General features: G+C 58.6%; 28 protein-coding genes. 10 read left to right on the plus strand and 18 right to left on the minus strand.

Annotated elements, in window-relative coordinates; genetic code table 11:
• Nucleotides 1–4 precede the first annotated feature (4 nt).
• Genes ACR3ES_RS04470 through ACR3ES_RS04490 form a run of 5 tightly spaced genes read right to left on the minus strand, consistent with a single transcriptional unit; the run spans nt 5 to nt 3,203 of the window.
• Entirely contained in the window at nt 5–205 is a 201-nt protein-coding gene (locus ACR3ES_RS04470; protein ID WP_480423912.1) for a hypothetical protein, read from the minus strand.
• Nucleotides 206–207: 2 nt separating this feature from the next.
• Nucleotides 208–876, minus strand: coding sequence for an AAA family ATPase (locus ACR3ES_RS04475; RefSeq protein ID WP_480423910.1), 669 nt, complete (start codon nt 874–876; stop codon nt 208–210).
• Nucleotides 833–1,555: a hypothetical protein gene (locus ACR3ES_RS04480; protein ID WP_480634694.1), complete on the minus strand. Its 723-nt coding sequence runs from the start codon at nt 1,553–1,555 to the stop codon at nt 833–835. Before ACR3ES_RS04480 ends, ACR3ES_RS04475 begins: the two co-directional genes overlap by 44 nt.
• Complete coding sequence (locus ACR3ES_RS04485; protein WP_480634695.1) at nt 1,552–2,124, minus strand: hypothetical protein; 573 nt, start codon at nt 2,122–2,124, stop codon at nt 1,552–1,554. Before ACR3ES_RS04485 ends, ACR3ES_RS04480 begins: the two co-directional genes overlap by 4 nt.
• Entirely contained in the window at nt 2,124–3,203 is a 1,080-nt protein-coding gene (locus tag ACR3ES_RS04490) for a helix-turn-helix domain-containing protein (protein WP_480493450.1), read from the minus strand. Before ACR3ES_RS04490 ends, ACR3ES_RS04485 begins: the two co-directional genes overlap by 1 nt.
• Before the next feature lie 60 nt (nt 3,204–3,263).
• On the opposite strand from ACR3ES_RS04490, the gene ACR3ES_RS04495 reads away from it, so the two are divergent.
• Nucleotides 3,264–3,419: a hypothetical protein gene (locus tag ACR3ES_RS04495; protein WP_480424923.1), complete on the plus strand. Its 156-nt coding sequence runs from the start codon at nt 3,264–3,266 to the stop codon at nt 3,417–3,419.
• Between the two features lie 253 nt (nt 3,420–3,672).
• Nucleotides 3,673–4,272, plus strand: a complete 600-nt coding sequence (locus tag ACR3ES_RS04500; RefSeq protein ID WP_480492774.1) for a S24 family peptidase — start codon at nt 3,673–3,675, stop codon at nt 4,270–4,272.
• A gap of 153 nt (nt 4,273–4,425) precedes the next feature.
• Here the strand turns inward: ACR3ES_RS04500 and ACR3ES_RS04505 are convergent, their stop codons facing one another.
• Nucleotides 4,426–5,406 (minus strand): tetratricopeptide repeat protein, encoded by a 981-nt coding sequence (locus tag ACR3ES_RS04505; RefSeq protein ID WP_480424925.1) that lies wholly within the window; start codon nt 5,404–5,406, stop codon nt 4,426–4,428.
• A 201-nt stretch (nt 5,407–5,607) separates the two neighbouring features.
• On the opposite strand from ACR3ES_RS04505, the gene map reads away from it, so the two are divergent.
• Nucleotides 5,608–6,420 (plus strand): type I methionyl aminopeptidase, encoded by an 813-nt coding sequence (gene map / locus ACR3ES_RS04510; protein ID WP_170428276.1) that lies wholly within the window; start codon nt 5,608–5,610, stop codon nt 6,418–6,420.
• Here the strand turns inward: map and ACR3ES_RS04515 are convergent.
• From ACR3ES_RS04515 to ACR3ES_RS04530, 4 genes are all read right to left on the minus strand, one after another.
• Nucleotides 6,408–6,575 (minus strand): hypothetical protein, encoded by a 168-nt coding sequence (locus tag ACR3ES_RS04515; protein ID WP_480424927.1) that lies wholly within the window; start codon nt 6,573–6,575, stop codon nt 6,408–6,410. The genes map and ACR3ES_RS04515 overlap by 13 nt on opposite strands.
• 35 nt (nt 6,576–6,610) lie before the next feature.
• Nucleotides 6,611–7,246 (minus strand): HAD family hydrolase, encoded by a 636-nt coding sequence (locus ACR3ES_RS04520; protein WP_170428270.1) that lies wholly within the window; start codon nt 7,244–7,246, stop codon nt 6,611–6,613.
• Between the two features lie 88 nt (nt 7,247–7,334).
• On the minus strand, nt 7,335–7,895 hold the full coding sequence (gene rsmD, locus ACR3ES_RS04525) for a 16S rRNA (guanine(966)-N(2))-methyltransferase RsmD (RefSeq protein WP_170428268.1): 561 nt from the start codon (nt 7,893–7,895) through the stop codon (nt 7,335–7,337).
• A complete protein-coding gene (locus tag ACR3ES_RS04530; RefSeq protein WP_170428265.1) occupies nt 7,892–9,103 on the minus strand; it encodes an FAD-dependent oxidoreductase in 1,212 nt (403 codons plus the stop codon). Before ACR3ES_RS04530 ends, rsmD begins: the two co-directional genes overlap by 4 nt.
• 99 nt (nt 9,104–9,202) lie before the next feature.
• Here ACR3ES_RS04530 and ACR3ES_RS04535 point away from each other — a divergent pair, with 99 nt between their 5' ends.
• The 4 genes from ACR3ES_RS04535 to ACR3ES_RS04550 all read left to right on the plus strand — a co-directional run bounded on the left by ACR3ES_RS04535 (nt 9,203) and on the right by ACR3ES_RS04550 (nt 10,718).
• On the plus strand, nt 9,203–9,688 hold the full coding sequence (locus ACR3ES_RS04535; RefSeq protein ID WP_170428262.1) for a peroxiredoxin family protein: 486 nt from the start codon (nt 9,203–9,205) through the stop codon (nt 9,686–9,688).
• A gap of 105 nt (nt 9,689–9,793) precedes the next feature.
• Entirely contained in the window at nt 9,794–10,039 is a 246-nt protein-coding gene (locus ACR3ES_RS04540; RefSeq protein ID WP_170428260.1) for a glycine zipper 2TM domain-containing protein, read from the plus strand.
• Between the two features lie 11 nt (nt 10,040–10,050).
• Nucleotides 10,051–10,383, plus strand: a complete 333-nt coding sequence (locus tag ACR3ES_RS04545) for a CREC-EF hand family protein (protein WP_170428257.1) — start codon at nt 10,051–10,053, stop codon at nt 10,381–10,383.
• 23 nt (nt 10,384–10,406) lie between these two features.
• The gene (locus ACR3ES_RS04550) at nt 10,407–10,718 is read left to right on the plus strand and encodes a hypothetical protein (protein WP_170428254.1); all 312 of its coding nucleotides are present in this window, start codon (nt 10,407–10,409) and stop codon (nt 10,716–10,718) included.
• Here ACR3ES_RS04550 and ACR3ES_RS04555 read toward each other — a convergent pair.
• From ACR3ES_RS04555 to ACR3ES_RS04570, 4 genes are read right to left on the minus strand one after another with little or no spacing between them, the layout of a single operon-like run.
• A complete protein-coding gene (locus tag ACR3ES_RS04555) occupies nt 10,715–11,011 on the minus strand; it encodes a 4a-hydroxytetrahydrobiopterin dehydratase (protein WP_170428251.1) in 297 nt (98 codons plus the stop codon). The two genes, ACR3ES_RS04550 and ACR3ES_RS04555, sit on opposite strands and share 4 nt — an antisense overlap.
• Nucleotides 11,008–12,195, minus strand: coding sequence for a GNAT family N-acetyltransferase (locus tag ACR3ES_RS04560; protein ID WP_170428248.1), 1,188 nt, complete (start codon nt 12,193–12,195; stop codon nt 11,008–11,010). The genes ACR3ES_RS04555 and ACR3ES_RS04560 overlap by 4 nt, the downstream gene beginning before the upstream one ends.
• 45 nt (nt 12,196–12,240) lie before the next feature.
• A complete protein-coding gene (locus ACR3ES_RS04565; RefSeq protein ID WP_480424928.1) occupies nt 12,241–13,008 on the minus strand; it encodes a glycerophosphodiester phosphodiesterase family protein in 768 nt (255 codons plus the stop codon).
• Nucleotides 13,005–13,460: a RidA family protein gene (locus tag ACR3ES_RS04570; RefSeq protein WP_170428242.1), complete on the minus strand. Its 456-nt coding sequence runs from the start codon at nt 13,458–13,460 to the stop codon at nt 13,005–13,007. The genes ACR3ES_RS04565 and ACR3ES_RS04570 overlap by 4 nt, the downstream gene beginning before the upstream one ends.
• A gap of 323 nt (nt 13,461–13,783) precedes the next feature.
• Between ACR3ES_RS04570 and ACR3ES_RS04575 the strand changes: the two genes are divergently transcribed.
• The gene (locus tag ACR3ES_RS04575) at nt 13,784–14,572 is read left to right on the plus strand and encodes an MlaA family lipoprotein (protein ID WP_170429649.1); all 789 of its coding nucleotides are present in this window, start codon (nt 13,784–13,786) and stop codon (nt 14,570–14,572) included.
• Nucleotides 14,562–15,170: a Tgt2/MlaC family protein gene (locus ACR3ES_RS04580; RefSeq protein WP_170428239.1), complete on the plus strand. Its 609-nt coding sequence runs from the start codon at nt 14,562–14,564 to the stop codon at nt 15,168–15,170. The genes ACR3ES_RS04575 and ACR3ES_RS04580 overlap by 11 nt, the downstream gene beginning before the upstream one ends.
• Before the next feature lie 29 nt (nt 15,171–15,199).
• Here the strand turns inward: ACR3ES_RS04580 and fliP are convergent, their stop codons facing one another.
• Genes fliP through fliF form a run of 4 tightly spaced genes read right to left on the minus strand, consistent with a single transcriptional unit; the run spans nt 15,200 to nt 18,393 of the window.
• On the minus strand, nt 15,200–15,931 hold the full coding sequence (fliP, locus tag ACR3ES_RS04585) for a flagellar type III secretion system pore protein FliP (RefSeq protein WP_170428236.1): 732 nt from the start codon (nt 15,929–15,931) through the stop codon (nt 15,200–15,202).
• Nucleotides 15,931–16,218, minus strand: coding sequence for a FliM/FliN family flagellar motor C-terminal domain-containing protein (locus tag ACR3ES_RS04590; protein ID WP_170428231.1), 288 nt, complete (start codon nt 16,216–16,218; stop codon nt 15,931–15,933). The genes fliP and ACR3ES_RS04590 overlap by 1 nt, the downstream gene beginning before the upstream one ends.
• The gene (locus ACR3ES_RS04595; RefSeq protein ID WP_170428228.1) at nt 16,211–16,807 is read right to left on the minus strand and encodes an ABC transporter ATP-binding protein; all 597 of its coding nucleotides are present in this window, start codon (nt 16,805–16,807) and stop codon (nt 16,211–16,213) included. Before ACR3ES_RS04595 ends, ACR3ES_RS04590 begins: the two co-directional genes overlap by 8 nt.
• On the minus strand, nt 16,807–18,393 hold the full coding sequence (gene fliF, locus ACR3ES_RS04600; protein WP_170428225.1) for a flagellar basal-body MS-ring/collar protein FliF: 1,587 nt from the start codon (nt 18,391–18,393) through the stop codon (nt 16,807–16,809). Before fliF ends, ACR3ES_RS04595 begins: the two co-directional genes overlap by 1 nt.
• 118 nt (nt 18,394–18,511) lie before the next feature.
• On the opposite strand from fliF, the gene ACR3ES_RS04605 reads away from it, so the two are divergent.
• Nucleotides 18,512–19,009, plus strand: coding sequence for a flagellar basal body-associated FliL family protein (locus ACR3ES_RS04605; protein ID WP_170428222.1), 498 nt, complete (start codon nt 18,512–18,514; stop codon nt 19,007–19,009).
• Nucleotides 19,010–19,011 lie beyond the last annotated feature (2 nt).

Here is a 19,011-nt window from a genome sequence, read left to right on the forward strand (position 1 = left end):
ATCTTCAATCCTGCGCTTGCGCTGAGGGTGCTGGTCTCGCCAATGGTGCCAAGCCCGGTGGGTTGGGATACCCCGCAGGGATGGCGTGGGCGGTGCGAGCATCGGCGGCCTTGTGCAGCCGGTCCGCAGCGGTGAAGGGCGCGCCATCAAGGGCATGGGGCGCGGCAAGGGAGACCAGCTCCTGGACGGTTTCGGGAACGGCCATCCTCAACTCTCTCCCGCCATCCATGCGGCAGCGGTCTCGACCACGCGCTCATCGAGTTTGTCGATGCCCTCATTCTCCATGAGGCGGGCGCAGGCATCGGCCAGGGCCATCGCTAAGCGCCAGTTGCCCCCCGTCTTTCTGAGAAAGGCCGTGGCGCTCTTCTGAGTGATGCTCCCGAAGCGCGGGGCCAGGACATAGGCGGCCATCTCGCCCGCCTCCTGCACCGGCTGCATCACCACCTTCTTGGTGCCGATCCGCTGGCGGAACTGCTCCAGGAACACCCGGATTTGCGGGTGGATGAACTTTCTGGCCAGCAAGTCCGTGCCCGCGATCACCAGCCCCGCGCCGCCGATGTCAGAGATCGAGCGCAGCATCTCAAGGGTGGGCCAGCGCAGGTGATTGGCCTCATCCACGATGATCAGCTTGCCCTCGGTCCCCTGCCGGATGAGGCGCTGGATCAGGGTGTTGGATGTGCCGCTCGCATCGATGGGATATCCGGCCTTGGCAAAGGCATGCGCCAGCTCTTGCAGGCAGGTCTTTTCCTTCATGCCTGCCCAGGCCTCGATACGAATGGCCCCCAGCGTCTCGGCCAGCCAGTAGGTCGCCGAGGTCTTGCCGGTGCCCGGATCACCCGTGATCTGACCCAGGCGGCTGTATTGTGGCACGGACATCACCGTTTCGCACATCATGCGCGCCCGGCCCGCCATCTCCGTTTCGACGAAGCTCCTCAATCCTCTTCCTCCGCATATGTGAAAGTCCTGACCACCTCGGGGTCGGCGGTTTCCATTGTTCAATGGGTTTGCGCGGCTCGGTATTGGCGGCCTCGGCCAGGGCCTTTGCGCGCGCCTCGGCATCCATGCGCACCATGCGGTCGATGATCCCGGCATCGACCACTGCAGCCACCGGGGCCTCCGGCGCATCGGGCATATGAGCGATGTGCCGCTCGGTTTCCTCGGTCAGCGACAACAGGGCCACATGCTTGCGCTTTTCAGCGATCTGGCGGCGGAAGGCCTTGCCGCGCCGGTTGACCTCCCGAGCGCCTGCATCATCCAGGACACCAAAGGTGCGCTCCGGGAAGGCCTGGCAGATCAACTCACCATTGGCGAAACAGAACACAAACGCGGGATTGAAGGCGGGCACCCGGAGGGTGATCTTGTGGGTGAGGCCCAGGAGCGCATCGTCGTAGAAATAGATCGTCTCGCCACGGCGGGGGGTGTAGCTCACCCGCCCGCGATCCGGCATGCGCTCGACCTCCTCGGCAAAGGCGAGGGCGAGAACCTCGGGGTGCGAGAGTGTGGTCTTGCCCCATCCCTGATCAATGAAATTGCGCAGGGCCTCATTGGGGCTCATGCCTGCAAGCCGCCCATGCTGAGGGCGCTTGTGATACCACTCAAGGCTTTGCCAGCGGTCTCCAGAAAGGCACTCGCATCGCCATCGAAGGCCACCGGGTCTTTGCCCTTGGCGTGGGTCTTCTTGTTCATGCGGTCGCCATCGGTCCAGCCTGGGATTGTGGCGAAAAAGACTTGCTCGATGTTGCCAAAGGCACCCTCAATGCCCGGCTTGCCCTTCGCATTGTAGGGCATCGACCGCACCACGGCTTCACGGCCCTCGGCCACGCGCGCTGCGACCTTCGGATCACCGGTGAGATCAAACACCTTGAGCCCGCCCTGCGTCAGTCTGGAGAGCTGGGTGAACCCGCCGATCATCGCATCCCAGGAATACTCGGACCCGTTGTCGAGATAGAGCATCTCGGGCAGGCCCCATTCCGCGACCATCGCCTCAAAGCTCTGGGCCACATGCTCGCGCCGTATGCCTTCACCGGGCTCGCAAAGCACGAACGTCATATGGATTTCATTGGTAGCTACGTCGTACCAGGCAATCGCCTTGGGATAGACCACCGTGCCATCGGCGCGGCGCATCATGATATCCACGGGGTGCACGTCCCCACCACGATCTGACGTGGCAGCAACGTGGCATAGTCCCGCCGGATCGAGGGCACATACCTGTCCTGGAAGGTGGCGTTGTCTTTGTCCTTGATCGCGAGAAGCGCGTATTGGCGGTGATGCTCCACCTGGCGGCGGTTCACATTACAGAGGCCGAACTGGGTGCCTTTGGCATTCGTGTCGCCGCACCGGCCCAGCTCCAGCGCCTCGAAGGGCACGACCCGCAGGTCTCGGCTCATCTCGATCAGGCGGGTGGTGGATTTCTCCGAGATCGCGCGCCAGCCGCATTCCCCCGCTGCCCAGAGGGACCGGATATAGGTGGTCAGGTCCGCGCCGATCCCGGCCTGCGTGGCCGCATCGATATGCGCCTCAAAAAACGCATCCCAGGCGCGGGTGACCGTCTGGCGCCGGACGCCGTGATCGGCGCGGCGCTTGCGGACCAGACCATTTAGACCAAAGGCCTCATAGTCGCGCAGCCAGTTATAGAGCGTCTGCTTGGAGATCAGCTTGCGTTTCCCGTTGGGGAACAGGCGCGGTTCCCGGGTGAGGCCCTCGATCACCGCCGCCCGCTCAGGTGAGCCCTTCTCAAAGGCCAGGGCCGGGCGGATCACCTCCTGCCGCCACCGCGCCAAAGCCAGATCGGCCTCAAAGCGTGCATCCGTTTGGTGGGCCTGCTCCGGTACAAGACAGGTGCCGCCGGTCGCCACATCGGGCTTTGCGTGGAGCACGATGCCACGCTCCAGATACCAGGCCTCCCGCAGATCAGCGGGTAAGTGGTCTACATGCGCTTGAGGTGCTCGACCTCCAGCACCGCCACGCCCGATTTCAACTTCTCTGACAAGAAGATCGACACCGCGCCACTTGCGCGACTGCAGGGCTTTGCTGACCGCCTGTTTGGATACCCCAGACAACTCGACCAGGTCATTCATCGGCAACCATTTTTCGTGGTTGACCAATGGTTGACCAACAGGTTGACCAACGGCTTCTAGCGGCGGATTGGTCAACCCCGAGGCGTTGGCCTCAACCAGTTCGAATTTGCGCGATGCCTGCCCCATGGCTTACACCGCCACCGTCTCGGGGCGCCCGCCCCTTCTCCGGCACCGGGGACGCGTTCCGTGACGCGTTCCCTCGCTCAGCACCGCATCGCGGGGTGCCATGCGCTTCCGGCGTTTGAGGCGCGCCTGGCCCGTGTCGTCCCCAGATTGTCCGCAGGTAGCCACGGGAGTGGTGCTGGTGTGGATGTTCTGCTTCCCACGCCCGCCGAGGTCTGAGGCGCGACATGCGCCAACGATGATCTCACATAGAACCGCTCCGGGCTGGAACGGCTTGCTTCTTGCTGACATAGTGTCCTCGCAATGCTGGGGTGCGTCGGTATGTTGTAATATCACAAATAAGACCAAATGCTCCTATAATCAAGCGACATAAGAACAAATGGACATAAATGAGCGACTAAAAGAGGCCGTATCTGCTAGCGGTTTGAGTTTGCAGGATTTTACCAATAAGATCGGAGCGAACTACCGAACCATGCAGCACTATCTCTCGGGCTCCAGGAAGGTGAGCGCTGAGCTTTTAGCAGCAATGGCGGAGCATTTGGACATATCACCAACGTGGCTTCTAACCGGGCGAGGCGCCCGATTGATCACGGAGAGTGTCGGAGCAAATGCTCATGAGAACCAAGCTTTGGCACTTCAACCCAATGATCGTGTTGAAGAGTTTGTCGCCATTCCGCACTTCGATGCGCAGGCGTCCGCTGGCTTCGATTCGCTAGTGGAGGCCGACGTCGGCTCCGGTTACTACAGCTACAGTCGGGCTTCCATTCAGCGGCGCGGGCTAAGTGAGGATCATCTGTCGGTGATCCGCGTGACTGGCGACAGCATGGAGCCAGAGCTCTCAGATGGTGATCTCGTCCTGATCGCCACGGATCAGAAAGAGCCACGCAACGGCTTTATGTTCGCCGTACATTATGACGGGCAACTGTTTGTTAAACGCGTACAGCGGTTGCCAGGTAATAGGCTCCAGCTGATCAGCACCAACGCACGATACCCACCGATCATTGTGGATTTGGAGGCACCAGAGGATGTCCGATTGGAAGGCAGAGTGGTCGCATCCATGCGTGAGTGGTGAGAGTTAATGCCGTTTTTGGAAACATCCGGCATCATCCGGCATAGTCCAGTTTAGTTCGGGCCATCCTTGCCGAACGGCCGATTTTGCCGCGCCGTCCCGCATCGCCAATAAAACAAGGCTATCATGCGATGACCTTCATCCACCTGTTCCAGTTTAAACCGTACTCACCGTTCCAATTAATTCCGATCCCCCCCAGCGCGACACAGAGGAAGTCACAGGAAGGGGCGCCGCCAGTACTTTGTGAAACTGCGCGTCGTTTTGTGCCTCCCACTCCGTGAGGCCTTCGCGCAAAAACCCGTGTGCCTCTCGCAAGTTGTCCAACTCTTTCCGGGTGTCTTTAGCTTGACGCGCTAACGCTGCTGCGGCGAAATGGACCATCGCCGCGCTTTCCCTGCCGGAAGGGCGCTGACCTTTTAAGGCCTGCGCTATCTGACCGTTCAGCTTGGAACGATCATCGTCCGCTAAATTCGGGAGGGTCGCCATCAACTCTAGTGTTTCAGGGTGGTCTGGCAGAAGACGAAACGCGGCGCGGGCATGGGTTAAGGCGTCATCCAGTTGACCCAAAGCAATATACGCTTTGGCCAGACGTAATTGCCCATATTGAAACTTTGGATTGTGAGCGACGAGATCAGTCAGCAAATCCAGTGCTTTATCCCACTGACGCAGCTCATCCAAAATATCCGCTTTCAGGCACAGGGCCTGCAGGTTTTTCGGTTGAACCTTCAACAGCTTCTCAACGGCATCAAGCGCCTTATCCATTTGATGTTCGCGCAATAGCGCCATTGCTCGTATGAACAGTTGTGCCGGCGTCAAAGGTGCCCGGGTTCCGATCTGGTCGATAAACCGAAGCGCCTTGTCCGAGTTGCCACCCTGCACCAGACTCAGGCCGTAATTCTGGATCAATTCCGGGTTGTTCGGATCAAGGCTCCAGGCTCGTTCGAAATTTGTTTGAGCCAACTTGAATTTTTGCTGCTGGACTGCACTTAACCCTGCGAGTCTGGGCAGTGCCGACGTTTTCGGCCACTTTTTTGCTGCCTTTGTAGCCCGCTTATAAGCCCTGTCTGATCTGCCTTTTTTTAACAAGTCACCGATAGCGGAAAGCTCCGCGCTCAGCGGATCAAATTTATTAACCATTTTCAATGCCCTACAAGTCGCCAGAAATCGAATAGATCAAACCTGAACTCGTTAACTCACACCTAAAATCACGCTTGGGGATCTATCACTTTGATATCTAGGGCGATCAAAGATTTTACAATGCGACGCCGCGTCCTCTGGTACTTTCTGCGCAAGCAGCGTAAAAGGAGTGCTGCGCGAAACATTTGGAGCCCCGCACCGATGAAAGACCATCGTGGCCGTCTGACCAAGGACGGTATCCGCATCTATGAAAAGGGTGACTTTGCCGGCATGCACACGGCAGGGGCTCTGGCCGCGCGGATTCTTGATGACATCGCGAACCATGTCTTTCCCGGCCAGACCACGGGCGAAATCGACCGGGTTATTACTCGGATGGTCGAGGATGCGGGCGCGGAATCGGCAACCATTGGATACAAGGGCTATCAGCACGCCAGTTGTATCAGCGTCAATCACGTCGTGTGTCACGGTATTCCCGGCGACAAAAAGCTCAAAGACGGCGATGTTCTGAATATCGACGTCACGGTCATCGTCGACGGCTGGTTTGGTGACACCTCGCGTATGTATGTGGCCGGCAAACTACCGCGCAAGGCCGAGCGGCTGATTCAGGTGACCCATGACGCGCTGTTCAAGGGCATAGAGGTGGTCAAACCGGGCAACACCTTTGGCGATATCGGTCACGCGATTCAGGCTTATGTCGAAGCGCACCGGATGAGCGTTGTACGCGACTTCTGCGGCCATGGGCTGGGCCGGGTATTCCACGCACCGCCCAACGTGCTGCATTACGGACGTCCGGGTACCGGTGCGGTTCTGGAAGAGGGTATGTTCTTTACCATCGAGCCGATGGTCAACCTCGGTCGACCTGAGACCAAAACGCTGGCTGACGACTGGACGGCCGTGACCCGCGACAAATCCCTGTCGGCGCAGTTTGAACATTCTGTGGGTGTGACGGCGGATGGGGTCGAGATTTTCACCCTGTCACCGGGCAACAGGTTTCACCCTACCTACTCATCCTGATCCGCACTCTGCTCGCGCCAGAGTTTCAGAAGCATCGTGTCCGGTCCCCATGGCGTCACCGCGTCGTGGATGAAAACGGACGACCGCATTGGCTTGCGCTCCGGTCTGGTCGCCGTTTCAGCATCCCGGGACACAGCCCAGAGCGGTGGTGTCATTGCGCGGTCCATGCACCGAGGCTAACACGGAAGCCTCAGATTCCCAAAAGCGATGGCACCTCCGACATATCCTTGAACACTTCAGCCCCCAACTTGGCCAATTCCACGCCATCATGATCCGGCGCGTAGGCCAGGCATCGCATATTGGCGCGCATTGCTGCCACTACCCCGCTTGCGCTGTCTTCCAGAACCAGCGGCGCGGTGACTCCAAAGCGTTTTGCCGCCGTCAGAAACATCAGAGGGTCGGGTTTGGCCGTGCCCAACGAATGGGCAGAAAACAGGGCGTCTTTGAACCGCGGCCATAAACCGTTCTGGCCCAGAGTGATTTCCATTTTTTCCGGCGGGCCGTTTGAGGCAATACAATAGGGGATTCCGCTTCGGTCCAGTGCATCCAGAAGGTCTGGCACACCCGGCATCAAGGGCACGTTTTCACGCAGGCGTTCAAAAATCTCAGCATGGACTTCCTGCACCCAATCATCCGATAAATCAGCCCCCAACGATCGCGCCTTGTCCCGGACCCCTTCCATTGTGCTGCCAAGGAACAACCCGACACTGTCCTTGACGCTCAGGTTCAGCCCGTACCGCGCAAGGTTTTCGACCATCACCTGATTTGACAGTGGCTCGCTGTCGACCAAAACACCGTCACAATCGAAAATGACCAGATCGTGCATGCCTGACCCCCGCTCGGTTTCCACGTGACGTACAGGAGGGCAGGTTTTCTTGCAAACCAACAACCGGCATCAACCTGCGCGTCGTGTTTCAGTCTGAAACACTCCGCCACATCAAGGTGATATGCGTATCACCGTATTTTCGGGCATCGTGCAGGTCGAACCCGACCGGTGCCGCCATGGGGGCGCTTTCTTCCCACACGATCAGAGCGTTCTGGGCAACCCAGCCACCCGACACGGCAGCGGCCAATGCCTTTTGACCCAGACCCTTGCCATAGGGTGGGTCCAGAAAAATCAGGTCATAGGGCGCGCCGGGGTTTTCGCCCAGCCGTGTCGCATCGCGCCGGATCAGACCCGTGCGGTCGGCGCTGCGGGTCAGATCGATGTTCTTGCGGATCAGGCTTTGGGCCGTGCGTCCATCATCCACAAAAGTCACGTGAGCGGCCCCGCGCGACAGCGCCTCCAGCCCCAGTGCGCCGGTGCCTGCAAACAGGTCCAAAATCCGCAGGCCATCAAAATCGATCTGATGTATCAGAACGTTGAACAGGCTTTCCCGCACCCTGTCGGTTGTCGGTCGCAGATGGGCAGCGGTATCGCCCTTGCCCACAGACGCCAGCGCCCTTCCGCGGAAGTCCCCAGCGATGATCCTCACGCCTTGAGCAGCGGTTTCAGGTCCGCATCCGGGTTGGAAACAACAGCAGGATCAGCGGTCTTGCCCATCTCGATCAGCCGCTTGCCCACCATGTAGGCCCGCGGATCGTTCATCGCGTCGACGGCAATCAACTGATCACCTTTATAATACCAGAAAGACACGGTCTGCCCAGCGCCCTGACGCGTCACGACCCGGTCATAGCCTGTGTTCAGCCCGGCAATCTGCAATTTGATGTCATACTGGTCCGACCAGAACCACGGTGTCGCAACATATTCTTTCGCGGCACCCAACATGTTTTGTGCCACCACTTCGGCCTGATCAATGGCATTCGGCACACTTTCCAAACGAATGCGCTCGCCCGCATGTGGGAATGAGGCACAATCGCCTGCTGCCCAGATCGACGGGTCAGAGGTCCGCCCAAAGGCATCGGTCTTGATGCCGTTGTCCAGATCCAACCCCGCCATTTCGGCCAGGTCCGTCGCGGGCGCGATCCCCACGCCCACAATGACAATATCGACATCCAGCTCTGTGCCATCTGTCAGCAGTGCGGATCTGACCTTGCCGTTCTCACCCTTCAACCGATCCAGCCCAACACCTTCCTTGATGTCAGCGCCGTAGCCACTGTGCAGGTCGCGGAAGTAATCGCTGGTTTCGGGCGCGGCAACCCGTTGCAGAATACGATCCGCCATTTCAACCAATGTCACTTTCACGCCGCGCTTGGCACAGACTGCTGCGGCTTCCAGCCCGATATAGCCGCCCCCCACGATCAGCGCGCGCGCACCTTCAGTCACATACGGCTCCATATCATCAACATGGGCCAGATCGCGCACCACATGGACACCATCCAAATCGCCGCCGATGGCCGCCGGCAATCGGCGCGGGTGCGAGCCTGTGGTGAGGGCGAGTTGATCGTAAGAGATCACCGCGTCACCCACCGTCACCGTCTTGGCCTGTGGGTCAATCGCAGTCACCGGCTGTCCCAGGCGCAATGTGATGTTGTTTTCCGCGTAGAAGCTCTCGGGTCGCAGAAACAGACGCTCCAACTCCATCTCGCCCAAAAGGTAGGCCTTGGACAAGGGCGGGCGCTGATAGGGCAGGTGCGGCTCGGCCCCAACGAGCGTAATGTCCCCCTCGAACCCGTCCTTGCGCAACCTGGCGACCAGCGAGGCACCCGCTTGCCCGGCTCCGATCACGACAATATGGCTCATGTTTCTCCCACCCTGTCGAATTCCCGTGGTTACTTTTGTCTGCACACCTATATTGCGGCTGGGACTGACTCTGCAAATCCAATCGACAGGAGCAAAACAATGATTTCAACAGGTGACACGCTGCCCGAAGCCACGCTGATCCAGATGGGTGCGGACGGCCCCGAAGAGGTTCGGATTTCAGACAAGACAAAAGGGCGTAAAGTGGTGGTGTTTGCTGTTCCGGGCGCATTTACGCCGACCTGCCATTCGGCACATGTGCCAAGCTTCATGCGCACCAAAGACCAGTTTGACGCCAAGGGTGTGGACGAGATCATCTGCGTCGCGGTCAATGATCCTTTTGTTATGAAGGCCTGGGGCGAGGCCACCGGCGCCACCGGGGCCGGTTTGACAATGCTGGCCGACGCCGCGTCTGAGTTCACCAAAGCCATTGGAATGGAGTTTGATGCCCCGCCCGCCGGGCTGATCGCACGGTCCAAGCGGTATGCGATGCTGGTCGAAGACGGCAAAGTTGTTGCGTTGAACCTCGAAGAAAACCCGGGTGCCTGCGAAACCTCGGCCGGCGAAGGGTTGCTTGACGTTATCTGACGTTGCTCTGGCCCCGGCACGTCCGGGGCCAGATGAACTCTATTTAACTTGATAGGCTGCCCGGTTATGCGAATACTGACCGCATACAATTGAGGGAGTTCTTTTATGAAACTTAGAGCATTCACAACAACACTTGTCGGCGCTTGCTTGCTGGCGGCGTGCGGGCCGGCACCTACGCCGCAACAGCAGGCGGCACGACAGCATGAAATCGCCTGTCTCAGTGGTACTTTGGGTGGCGCATTGATTGGCGGCGCCATCGGGAACCAATTTGGTGGCGGTTCGGGCAAATCCATCCTGACTGCGGCAGGTGCCGCTGCCGGTGGATTCGAAGGTCAGAGATACGCATGCTGAGGAGAGCCAGAATGAAACGTGGATTACTTGTGATTGCCGCTGCGCTTCTGGCAAGTACTGCCAGCGCCGAGACCGTGGCCGAACTGAACGCCATCGACGCAAACAATGATGGCTTTCTGTCCAAGGATGAGTTCAACGCCTTTTCAGACTATGCTTTTCAGGAAATGGATGAGGACAAGAACGGAACGCTGGGTCTGGAGGAAGCCAAGCCCTTTCTTGATATCAAGCAATTCCAGGATGTTGACCGCAACAACAACAGCCTTATCTCCAGAGCAGAATACAACGCGCAGATGGATGACGATTTCGACTCTGCGGATCAGGACGGCAATGGCCTGCTAGATTAGGCCGACTCTGACAGGAGCGTCTTATGAACAAATGGATGGGCGTGGGCGCACTGACGTTTCTTGCGGCATGTGATGTGCCGCAAGCGCCTATTGTGACAGGCCCTGACGGGCAGCAACAGATACAGATTAATACCAGTGGTTTGACCTGCTACAACACGCGCTGCCTGGATATAAACCCGGTCGCGCGTAGCGTCCGCTCGATCGGCAACCGGACAATTGGCATTCCGCGAAACATCAATGTCAGCGATGGCACCGTGACCCCTGCTGAGTTCGAGCAGATGGGCGTTGCAGCATCGCTGGCGGGTGGCATGGGATCGCGCGGCGACAGGGGTTAGTCCAAAAGGCTGTCCATCTTGCGCGCCAGCTTGGCGTCCAGTGACGACAAGCCGCCTACGTCGTGGGTGGACAAGACCACGTCGACCGTGCGGTAAACATTCGACCACTCGGGGTGGTGGTTCCACTTTTCGGCCCAAATCGCCACCTGTGTCATCCAGCCAAAGGCCGATACGAAATTGTCGAAGATAAAGGTCTTGGTGATCGCATCCCGGCCTTCGACCATGGTCCAGCCGTTGTTGAACAACGGATCCAACAGAGGGCCACGGGTCTCGGTCGACAAGAGTTCGGTCATTGTTGTTCCTCCGGGTCAGATTTTCTGAATGGACCATAATCGGTCAGGATTTCAATCTCTTCTCCCACTGCGCGGCCTTCGGCGTCCAGAAATTTCTGAACCGCATCGGCGAATCCCGGATCACCGATCCAGTGCAGACTGTGGGTACGCGTGGGCAAATAGCCGCGCGCCAGCTTGTGCTCGCCCTGTGCGCCGGCTTCAACACGGGCGAGACCGTGCGCAATGGCAAAATCAATCGCCCGATAGTAACACAGTTCAAAATGCAGACACGGGTGATGTTCGACGCAGCCCCAGTAGCGGCCAAAGAGCGTTTCACGTCCAATGAAGTTCAGCGCACCTGCAATCGGAAACCCATTACGTTCCGCGAGAACCAAAGCCATGTCATCGGCCATCGTCTCCTGCGCGATATCAAAGAAATCGCGAGTCAGATAGGGCACGCCCCATTTGCGTGACCCGGTGTCCTGATAGAACCTCCAGAAGGCATCCCAGTGTTCCGGTTGCAATTCCGCCCCGGTCAGAGTTCGGATTTCGCCACCAAAGTCGCAGGCCTGGGCACGTTCCTTGCGTATGTTCTTGCGCTTGCGCGACGACAGCGCGACCAGAAAACCGTCAAAATCGGCATAGCTGTTGTTGAGCCAGTGGAACTGTTGCGAGGTGCGGTGCATCAGACCCATCTGCTCGCCCGCAAGCGCCTCGTCTTCGGTGCAGAATGTGACGTGCAGGGACGAGACGCGATTGTCAGCGGCCAATTGCACGGCGCCCTGAGTCAGGGCCGACATTCCGATCCCTTCATATCCGGGCCGCACCAGAAACCTGCGCCCGGTTGCAGGCGTAAACGGCACCGCGATCTGAAGCTTGGGATAGTAGCGCCCACCGGCGCTTTCATAGGCGTGGGCCCAGTTGTGATCAAAGATATACTCGCCCTGGCTGTGTGACTTGGCGTACATAGGCGCAGCCGCGATCAGCATTCCGTCGAGGTAGGCTGTCAGATATTGCGGCTGCCAGCCGGTGCCACGCCCGACCGAACCGCTTTCCTCTAGCGCCAAAAGCAACCGATGGGTGGTAAAAGGATCAAGGGGCCGACCGCCGTCGCTGGCTTCGGGACAGGCACAACTGTCCCATTCCGCAGCAGATATCTGCGAGAGCGTTGCCAGAACCTGAACTTCGATTTGTGCCTGATCCATTTGCCCTCCGCACCTGTCCATTATGTGTGGCGGGGTGGGCCCCGATCAACCCGGCTGCGTGGCCAAATACCCTTCGAAGGTCACATTGTCGGCAGTCTTGCGTGCCTCTACCTCTTGTTCAGGCGAGCGGACGGTCCAGCACAGGATCGGCACTCCGCGAGCCTTGAGTTCGGCGACACGGGGACGGTTCAGATCATGTACTTCGTGGCTGATGAAACTTGCGCCGACCCGGTCGAAATCCGGAATCTCGCGCAGGCGATCGCAGGTCTCAACAGGCAAAGGCCAATTCAGGGGGTTGTACGCGCTGGTCACCAATCCGCGGGGAAGATCTGGCGCCAGCCGCGCCAATTCTGCGACACTGTTGGGATTGAACGACATCACCGCCACCGGACCGTTATAACCCTGCAACGCGCGCACGGCATCCTGCTCCAGCGGTCCGATATCAGTGCCCATAGCTCCGTCCTGATCTTTAAATTCGATCAGCAAAGGCACTTTCCCTTCTACGAGCTCCAGCACCTCGCCCAGCGTCGGAATACCATCGTGGGCGTGCAGCAATGGCGTGGCAGACGCCTGTGCCGCCGAGAGCTGCCGGATTGGACCCGGTTTTCCGGTCAGGCGGGCCATGTCGTAGTCGTGAAACACCATGGCTCGGTTATCGGAGGTGAGTTGCAGATCAATCTCAATCCCATACCCGGCGTCGACTGCGGCGCGAATGGCCGCCCCGCTGTTTTCCGGGCGGTTATCCGAGATGTCATGCAAGGCCCGATGCGTAATCGGGATCTGCAGAAATTCTGCGGGCAAGGGTGGTGTCATTGCACTTCGAAAATACCCTCGATTTCGACCGCCACACCCAGCGGCAGAGAGGCCGCGCTGACAGCGGACCGGGAATGGCGGCCAGCGTCGCCCAGAGCTTCGACAAGAAAATCTGAGGCGCCATTGATCACTTGCGGTTGCGCGGTGAAATCCGATGTCGAATTTACGAAACCTGTCAGCTTGATCACGCGCACCAGTTTCTCGATGTCACCCCCGCAAGCTGCCTTGACCTGTGCCAGCAGATTGATCGCGCAGACTTTGGCCGCTGCGGCGCCAGCATCGACATCCATGTCGTCGCCCAACTTGCCGGTGATCAGATCGTCAGCCTTGGAAATCTGGCCCGAGACGTAAACGATGTTGCCCAAGCGCACAAAAGGCACATAGTTTGCCGCCGGTGCCGGGGCGTCTGGCAGCGTGACACCCAGGCTGTCCAGTTTTGCTGCGATGCTCATAGGAAGGTCCTCACCTAAATTGACTCGGGCGGACGCTAACCGGGCGGCGAGCTTTGGAAAAGGCGGAATCGCATATTTTCTAGACTGCCCGGATTGTGGGCATAAGTCCTCTTATTCCGGGCCATGGGTACCGTGTCACTTTACCTCGACCCGGTGACGGGGTTAAACGCAAGCTGTTTCAATGTGGTTACGAAACGTCTATGTGACGGAAACTTGTGTCGCCACACATAGTCGAAGGCAGTATTGATTGAATGTTCGGACGCATCGCAACCGGACGACTTGGAGTAACAAAGACCGTGTTAAGCAGAGCCAACTTCAAATTCATGTTGCTTCTACCTCTGATGGCGGTGCTCAGCGCCTGTGCGACACAGCCCGCAGATCAGGCAGCCCGGGGCGAAATCTTTGACCCTTATGAGGGTGCCAACCGCTCGGTCCACAAATTCAATCTGGGCGTTGACCGGTTCTTGTTCCGTCCAGCCTCGAAAGGGTACGTCAAGATTGTGCCCGATCCGATGGTGACCAGCTTCAATCATTTTGCCGAAAACATCTCCCTTCCGGGTCAGGCCATTGATTATTTGCTGCAGGGCAACCCCAAACAAATGGGCAACGCGTTGCTGCGGTTTGTCGTCAATATGACCGTGGGCGGGTTTGGTCTCTCCGCACCAGCCGATGAACTGAATCTGCCCCCCGTGGACACGGATTTCGGTGAGACCTTGCATGTCTGGGGTTTTGGCGAAGGCGCCTATGTCGAACTGCCCTTTTACGGCCCCTCGACCACGCGGGACGCGGTGGGTGTGGTGGTCAATCTGTTCTCGAACCCGATCAATTTCAGCCCAACGCGCCCGGCGGACAATCTGGGGGTGTATGCCGAAGTTGTACGGCGTATGGGAGACAGGGGGCGGTTCTCGGATACGGTCGACTCAATTCTCTATGAAAGCGCAGATAGTTACGCGCAGGCACGCCTGATCTATCTGCAAAACCGCCGCTTTGAACTGGCAAGGGATGACGAAGACGCCTATCTGGGACTGTATACCGATCCTTATGCCGATATCGGGACCGACCCGGTCAGGGACCCCTATCTCGACCCCTACGAGGACCCCTATGCCGAATAACATATTGAACCGACGCTATTTTATCGCCTCAGGTTTGGCCGGCCTGGCCGTAGCAACGCTGCCTGTGCCCGCCATAGCCCTGAGCAAGGCCAGCGCCACAGCCCTGGTCAACAATGTGGTTGCAGACATCAACCGCGTGATTGCCTCGGGCAAATCGGAAAACGCGATGTTGCGCGATTTCGAAAAGATTTTCGTCCAATATGCCGATGTGCCGATCATGGCGCGGTATGCCTTGGGTGCCGATGCCCGAACGGCCAGCCCGTCGCAGTTGAAACAGTTTACCGACGCCTTTCAGCGCTACATCTCGCGCAAATACGGGCGCCGCTTCCGCGAGTTCATCGGCGGTGAGGTGAATGTCAAAAACGCACGCAAGATCAAAGCGGGATACGAGGTCAGAACCTCGGTCAAGCTGCAGGGATCTTCACCTTTTGATGTGACCTTTCTGGTGTCGGACAAATCCGGGCGCGACAAGTTCTACAACATGTTCATCGAAGGGGTTAACCTGCTGCTGACGGAGCGGACCGAGATCGGCGCCATGCTGGATGCGCGCAAGGGCAATCTGAACCAGTTGATCAACGACCTGAATCGAACCGGGTAAACCGGGCTCGAACAAGCGGCAGGCCGCCTCTAAGGCATGTAACTGCGGACCAAGGCGCCTGCAATCAGCGCCCATCCGTCTGCAATAACAAAGAATGCCAGTTTGAACGGCAAAGACACGATGGCCGGCGGCACCATCATCATGCCCATCGACATCAGAACGGCGGCCACGACGAGGTCGATGATCAGAAATGGCAAAAAGATCAGGAAGCCGATCTGAAACGCCCGCGCAATTTCCGACAACATGAAAGATGGCATCAGAACGGACAGAGGGGCCGCAGGCGACAATTCCATCTCTTCTCCGTCCGGGCGCAGCGCCGCCATTGAATAAAATGTGTCCTGATCCAGCCGGGATGCCATAAACACGCGAAACGGCTCCAACGCACGTTCCAGCGCCGGTTCGACCGCCAGTGTTTCGTCAATCATCGGGCGAATCCCGGCCGTCCATGCTTCGGTAAAGACGGGCTCCATAATGAAATAGGTCAGAAACAGCGCCAGGCTGACAATCAACATGTTAGGCGGCGATTGCTGCAGCCCGATCCCCTGCCTCAGAATGGCCAGAACGGTGATCAGAAACGGAAAACAGGTGATCATAATAGCCAGCCCCGGCGCAAGACTGAGGATCGTGATCAGCAGAATCAGTTGGATGGTGCGTGCCGAGAGCGACTCACCGTCGCCCAGCGACAAGGTCACATCTTGTGCGGCGGCCAACGTTGGCGTCATAAAAGCGGCCAGCAGAACCAGCCAGATCAGGCGGCGCATCAGCCGATCCCGTTTTGCAGGTCCGCAATCTCGGTTAGCCGCACGGCCAACTGTCCCGCCTGATCGCCTTCCATTTCTTCCAGCAGCCCACGGGCAACCAGTTGATCGCCGACATACAGGTCCACCGGATCCTCGACGCGCTTATCTAGTGTCAGAACGGCATTCTCACCCATATTGAGCAGGTCGCGGATCAATGGGCGCGCACGGCCAACCGATACCGTTACTTCGATCGGGACCGTATCGAACGGGTTGGATTTTTCGGGGTTCGGGATCTGGGGATCACTCATTGGACAAAACCTCTCTCGCTTCAAATAGATATGCTTCGAATACCTGCGCGATGGACGCCAGCACTGCATCACAATCCACTTCTCTGGCGGCCGTACCCACCTGCAGTCGTGCCTGACCCTGATCCAGCGCAGGGTCTTCAACAACACGCGGTTTCGAGGACAGGTCCTGTGGAAGCAACGCCTCAACATCCTCCGAGCGGCCTTCCGGGACCATAATCTGCATCGGCTGGTTCATGTGTTCACGAGCCATGTCACATAGTTGTTCGGTTACCCGCAGGGCGAAGCTGCGCTCCATCATCTCTGGTAGGACCACTTGGATCAGGCTTTGAAACATCGGCTCCAACGAAAGGCTCATGCGGGCGATTGCCTCATGGTAGGTAAAATACATGTCTTCCAAAGACTTACCGAGTTCCATCGATACCTGCCCCCGGCTTTTCTCTTGTGCTTGAACGGCGTCTTCCCAGCCCGCGCCATAGCCGTCCTCGAACGCAGTAAGACGCTGATCCTCCAGGGCCTCTTGGTCCAGCAGGTGAAGCGCGCCTCCGCCAGAGTGCAATGTGAAATCCTCAAGAAGATGGGCGATCGACATCAGGCTGTCTCCTCACCCTCTTCAAGCCAGCTGCGCAGGATTTCGACCGTTTCCTCCTGTTTGTCACCAATCATCGACCGCAACCGATCGACCGGGTCCGCAGGTGGGGCAGGCGCCAGCACCGGCTGCGCCGAATGAGCTGACAAGGCCTCGAAACCCGACGCGTCATCCGCAGCAATCTCGCCAACCAGAACCGGCGTATCCTCTGACCCGGACCCAGATGCTGCCGGCAGCAAGGTCGGGGGCGTGGGCGGCTTCATAAGTATCGGCCGGATCACGAACAGGGCCAGAACCAGAGACACAACGGCCAGAACGGCCAACTGGATCAGGGACATGGCGTCGAGATGGATATTGCGCCACAGTGAGGCCGAGGCCAGTGTCCCCTGGGGCTCAATCAGAGGCAAATCCAGAGATTTCAGGGTGATCACATCCCCCCGCTCGGCATCAAACCCAACAGCCGACGCTACTAATTCCTGCAATGCATCCAACTCGGCTTCTGGCAACGGAGTGAACACCTCAGCGCCTGTCGCATCTGTGGTGCGGGTTCCGTTGACCAGAACCGCCACGGTCAGGCGTTTGATAGCTCCCGGCGCGCTGTGCACTTCGAGTTCCGTTTCCGACACTTCATAATTCACCCGTTCGCGGGTCTGTGTCGCGGTTGAGTTCGATTCGTCCCCACCCGCGCCGTCACCGTCCGGTAGGTTCGAGGCCACGGTGACATCTGAGGATTGGTTGCGCGCGCTGTCCGACCGTTCCTCGACATCGGTGCTGATCGCGACGCGGCCCTTTGGGTCAAAACGGCGCTCGCGGATCGATTCGGTTTTGGTGACCGTGTCGACACTCACCTCAACCACGGCGTTTCCGGTGCCGACGCGGGCCTCGACCAGACGCAGCACGCGTTCACGTAGCAAGCGGGATTTGTCATCTGCGGTGTCCGCAGCAACCGCAGTGTCCTGACCCCCGATCACGGACCCGTTCGAATCGATAACGGTGACACTTTCCGGCGCCATCCCACTGACCGCCGAGGCCACGAGAAACCGGATCGCCTTGGCCTGATCGCCGGTGATCTGTGCGCCTGACGGCACTAGATAAACCGAGGCAGTCGGTGCGATGCTGCGCTGAAACGGGTTGGCTGACCCGTTGGCAATGTGAACACGCGCCTGGCTGACATAGCGACTGCCGACAATTGTGCGCGCCAACTCACCCTCCTTGGCGCGCCAATAAGCTGCATCGAACATCTGCGAGGTGGTTCCGAAGCCACTGAGGGAATCGAGCAGTTCATAGCCCCGGCTGCCGTTGGCGGGCAGGCCTTCGCTGGCCAGCGTCATGCGCAGTTCATCGCGCTGGCCGCCCGGCACATAAATGGAACCGCCGCGAATCTCATAAGGCACACCGCGCTGATCCAGCGCGCGCACGATGTCACCAGCAGCGCCGTTCTCCAGACCCGCATACAGCAGTGTCATCGACGGAGCAGTCACCAGCCGTGACATCGCCAAAACCCCTAAAAACACCAGCACGACCGCACCGGCAACGATGATTTGCTTACGCCTGTCCAAACTTGCCCAGACAGTTCCGATCTGCTGCACGCTCACCTCCGACTCGCCGACATTCTGTCCGACGCGCCCCCTGTTTGGACGATTGCCCTTAACAATCGGTTAGTTCTGCAGGGTTATCACTGGCAAAGATTAAATGGATGAGGACGTCATGACCGACTCAACTGCAGAACAAGCGGAAACACCTGACAAAAAAGGAAAAAACAGACTGATCGCCGGGTTGATTCTGGCGATTTCCGGCGCAGCTGTGGGGTACTTCCTGACCACTTCCGACCTGCTGCCCTTCGGAGGTGCCGCAAAAACTGATGGTAGTGCTACGGACGCTGCGGACAAACCCGCCAAAGCGTTGGCGGACGTGCGTTTCGTCGATCTGCCGCCGGTGATCGTGTCCGTAAATGCCGGCGAAGCCCGGCATCTTAAGTTTCACGCACAGCTCGAAGTTAACGCGCCGTACACCTCTGACGTGGAAAAAATGCAACCGCGAATCATGGATGTCCTGAATGGGTATCTGCGCGCAGTCGAGGTTTCGGACCTGGAGGATTCACTGGCCTTGATGCGCATCCGAGGACATCTGCTGCGACGCATCGAAATCGTGGTCGGGGAGGGTCGTGTGCGCGACGTTCTGGTGATGGAATTTGTACTGAATTAGGA

This window comes from Ruegeria sp. B1, from assembly GCF_056535885.1.

Bases quoted from the DNA above. Each gene is read 5' to 3' on its own strand.
- ACR3ES_RS04485 (WP_480634695.1), bottom strand. From the start codon at position 2,124: ATGCGCCGCGCCGATGGCACGGTGGTCTATCCCAAGGCGATTGCCTGG.
- ACR3ES_RS04550 (WP_170428254.1), top strand. From the start codon at position 10,407: ATGAACAAATGGATGGGCGTGGGCGCACTGACGTTTCTTGCGGCATGT.
- ACR3ES_RS04595 (WP_170428228.1), bottom strand. From the start codon at position 16,807: ATGTCGATCGCCCATCTTCTTGAGGATTTCACATTGCACTCTGGCGGA.
- ACR3ES_RS04480 (WP_480634694.1), bottom strand. From the start codon at position 1,555: ATGAGCCCCAATGAGGCCCTGCGCAATTTCATTGATCAGGGATGGGGC.
- ACR3ES_RS04530 (WP_170428265.1), bottom strand. From the start codon at position 9,103: ATGAGCCATATTGTCGTGATCGGAGCCGGGCAAGCGGGTGCCTCGCTG.
- ACR3ES_RS04540 (WP_170428260.1), top strand. From the start codon at position 9,794: ATGAAACTTAGAGCATTCACAACAACACTTGTCGGCGCTTGCTTGCTG.
- ACR3ES_RS04565 (WP_480424928.1), bottom strand. From the start codon at position 13,008: ATGACACCACCCTTGCCCGCAGAATTTCTGCAGATCCCGATTACGCAT.
- ACR3ES_RS04515 (WP_480424927.1), bottom strand. From the start codon at position 6,575: ATGACACCACCGCTCTGGGCTGTGTCCCGGGATGCTGAAACGGCGACC.
- map (WP_170428276.1), top strand. From the start codon at position 5,608: ATGAAAGACCATCGTGGCCGTCTGACCAAGGACGGTATCCGCATCTAT.
- ACR3ES_RS04575 (WP_170429649.1), top strand. From the start codon at position 13,784: ATGTTGCTTCTACCTCTGATGGCGGTGCTCAGCGCCTGTGCGACACAG.
- ACR3ES_RS04560 (WP_170428248.1), bottom strand. From the start codon at position 12,195: ATGGATCAGGCACAAATCGAAGTTCAGGTTCTGGCAACGCTCTCGCAG.
- ACR3ES_RS04605 (WP_170428222.1), top strand. From the start codon at position 18,512: ATGACCGACTCAACTGCAGAACAAGCGGAAACACCTGACAAAAAAGGA.
- ACR3ES_RS04500 (WP_480492774.1), top strand. From the start codon at position 3,673: ATGCAGCACTATCTCTCGGGCTCCAGGAAGGTGAGCGCTGAGCTTTTA.
- ACR3ES_RS04570 (WP_170428242.1), bottom strand. From the start codon at position 13,460: ATGAGCATCGCAGCAAAACTGGACAGCCTGGGTGTCACGCTGCCAGAC.
- ACR3ES_RS04470 (WP_480423912.1), bottom strand. From the start codon at position 205: ATGGCCGTTCCCGAAACCGTCCAGGAGCTGGTCTCCCTTGCCGCGCCC.
- ACR3ES_RS04535 (WP_170428262.1), top strand. From the start codon at position 9,203: ATGATTTCAACAGGTGACACGCTGCCCGAAGCCACGCTGATCCAGATG.
- ACR3ES_RS04490 (WP_480493450.1), bottom strand. From the start codon at position 3,203: ATGGGGCAGGCATCGCGCAAATTCGAACTGGTTGAGGCCAACGCCTCG.
- ACR3ES_RS04590 (WP_170428231.1), bottom strand. From the start codon at position 16,218: ATGAGTGATCCCCAGATCCCGAACCCCGAAAAATCCAACCCGTTCGAT.
- ACR3ES_RS04475 (WP_480423910.1), bottom strand. From the start codon at position 876: ATGTCCGTGCCACAATACAGCCGCCTGGGTCAGATCACGGGTGATCCG.
- ACR3ES_RS04520 (WP_170428270.1), bottom strand. From the start codon at position 7,246: ATGCACGATCTGGTCATTTTCGATTGTGACGGTGTTTTGGTCGACAGC.
- fliP (WP_170428236.1), bottom strand. From the start codon at position 15,931: ATGCGCCGCCTGATCTGGCTGGTTCTGCTGGCCGCTTTTATGACGCCA.
- ACR3ES_RS04505 (WP_480424925.1), bottom strand. From the start codon at position 5,406: ATGGTTAATAAATTTGATCCGCTGAGCGCGGAGCTTTCCGCTATCGGT.
- ACR3ES_RS04545 (WP_170428257.1), top strand. From the start codon at position 10,051: ATGAAACGTGGATTACTTGTGATTGCCGCTGCGCTTCTGGCAAGTACT.
- ACR3ES_RS04555 (WP_170428251.1), bottom strand. From the start codon at position 11,011: ATGACCGAACTCTTGTCGACCGAGACCCGTGGCCCTCTGTTGGATCCG.
- ACR3ES_RS04580 (WP_170428239.1), top strand. From the start codon at position 14,562: ATGCCGAATAACATATTGAACCGACGCTATTTTATCGCCTCAGGTTTG.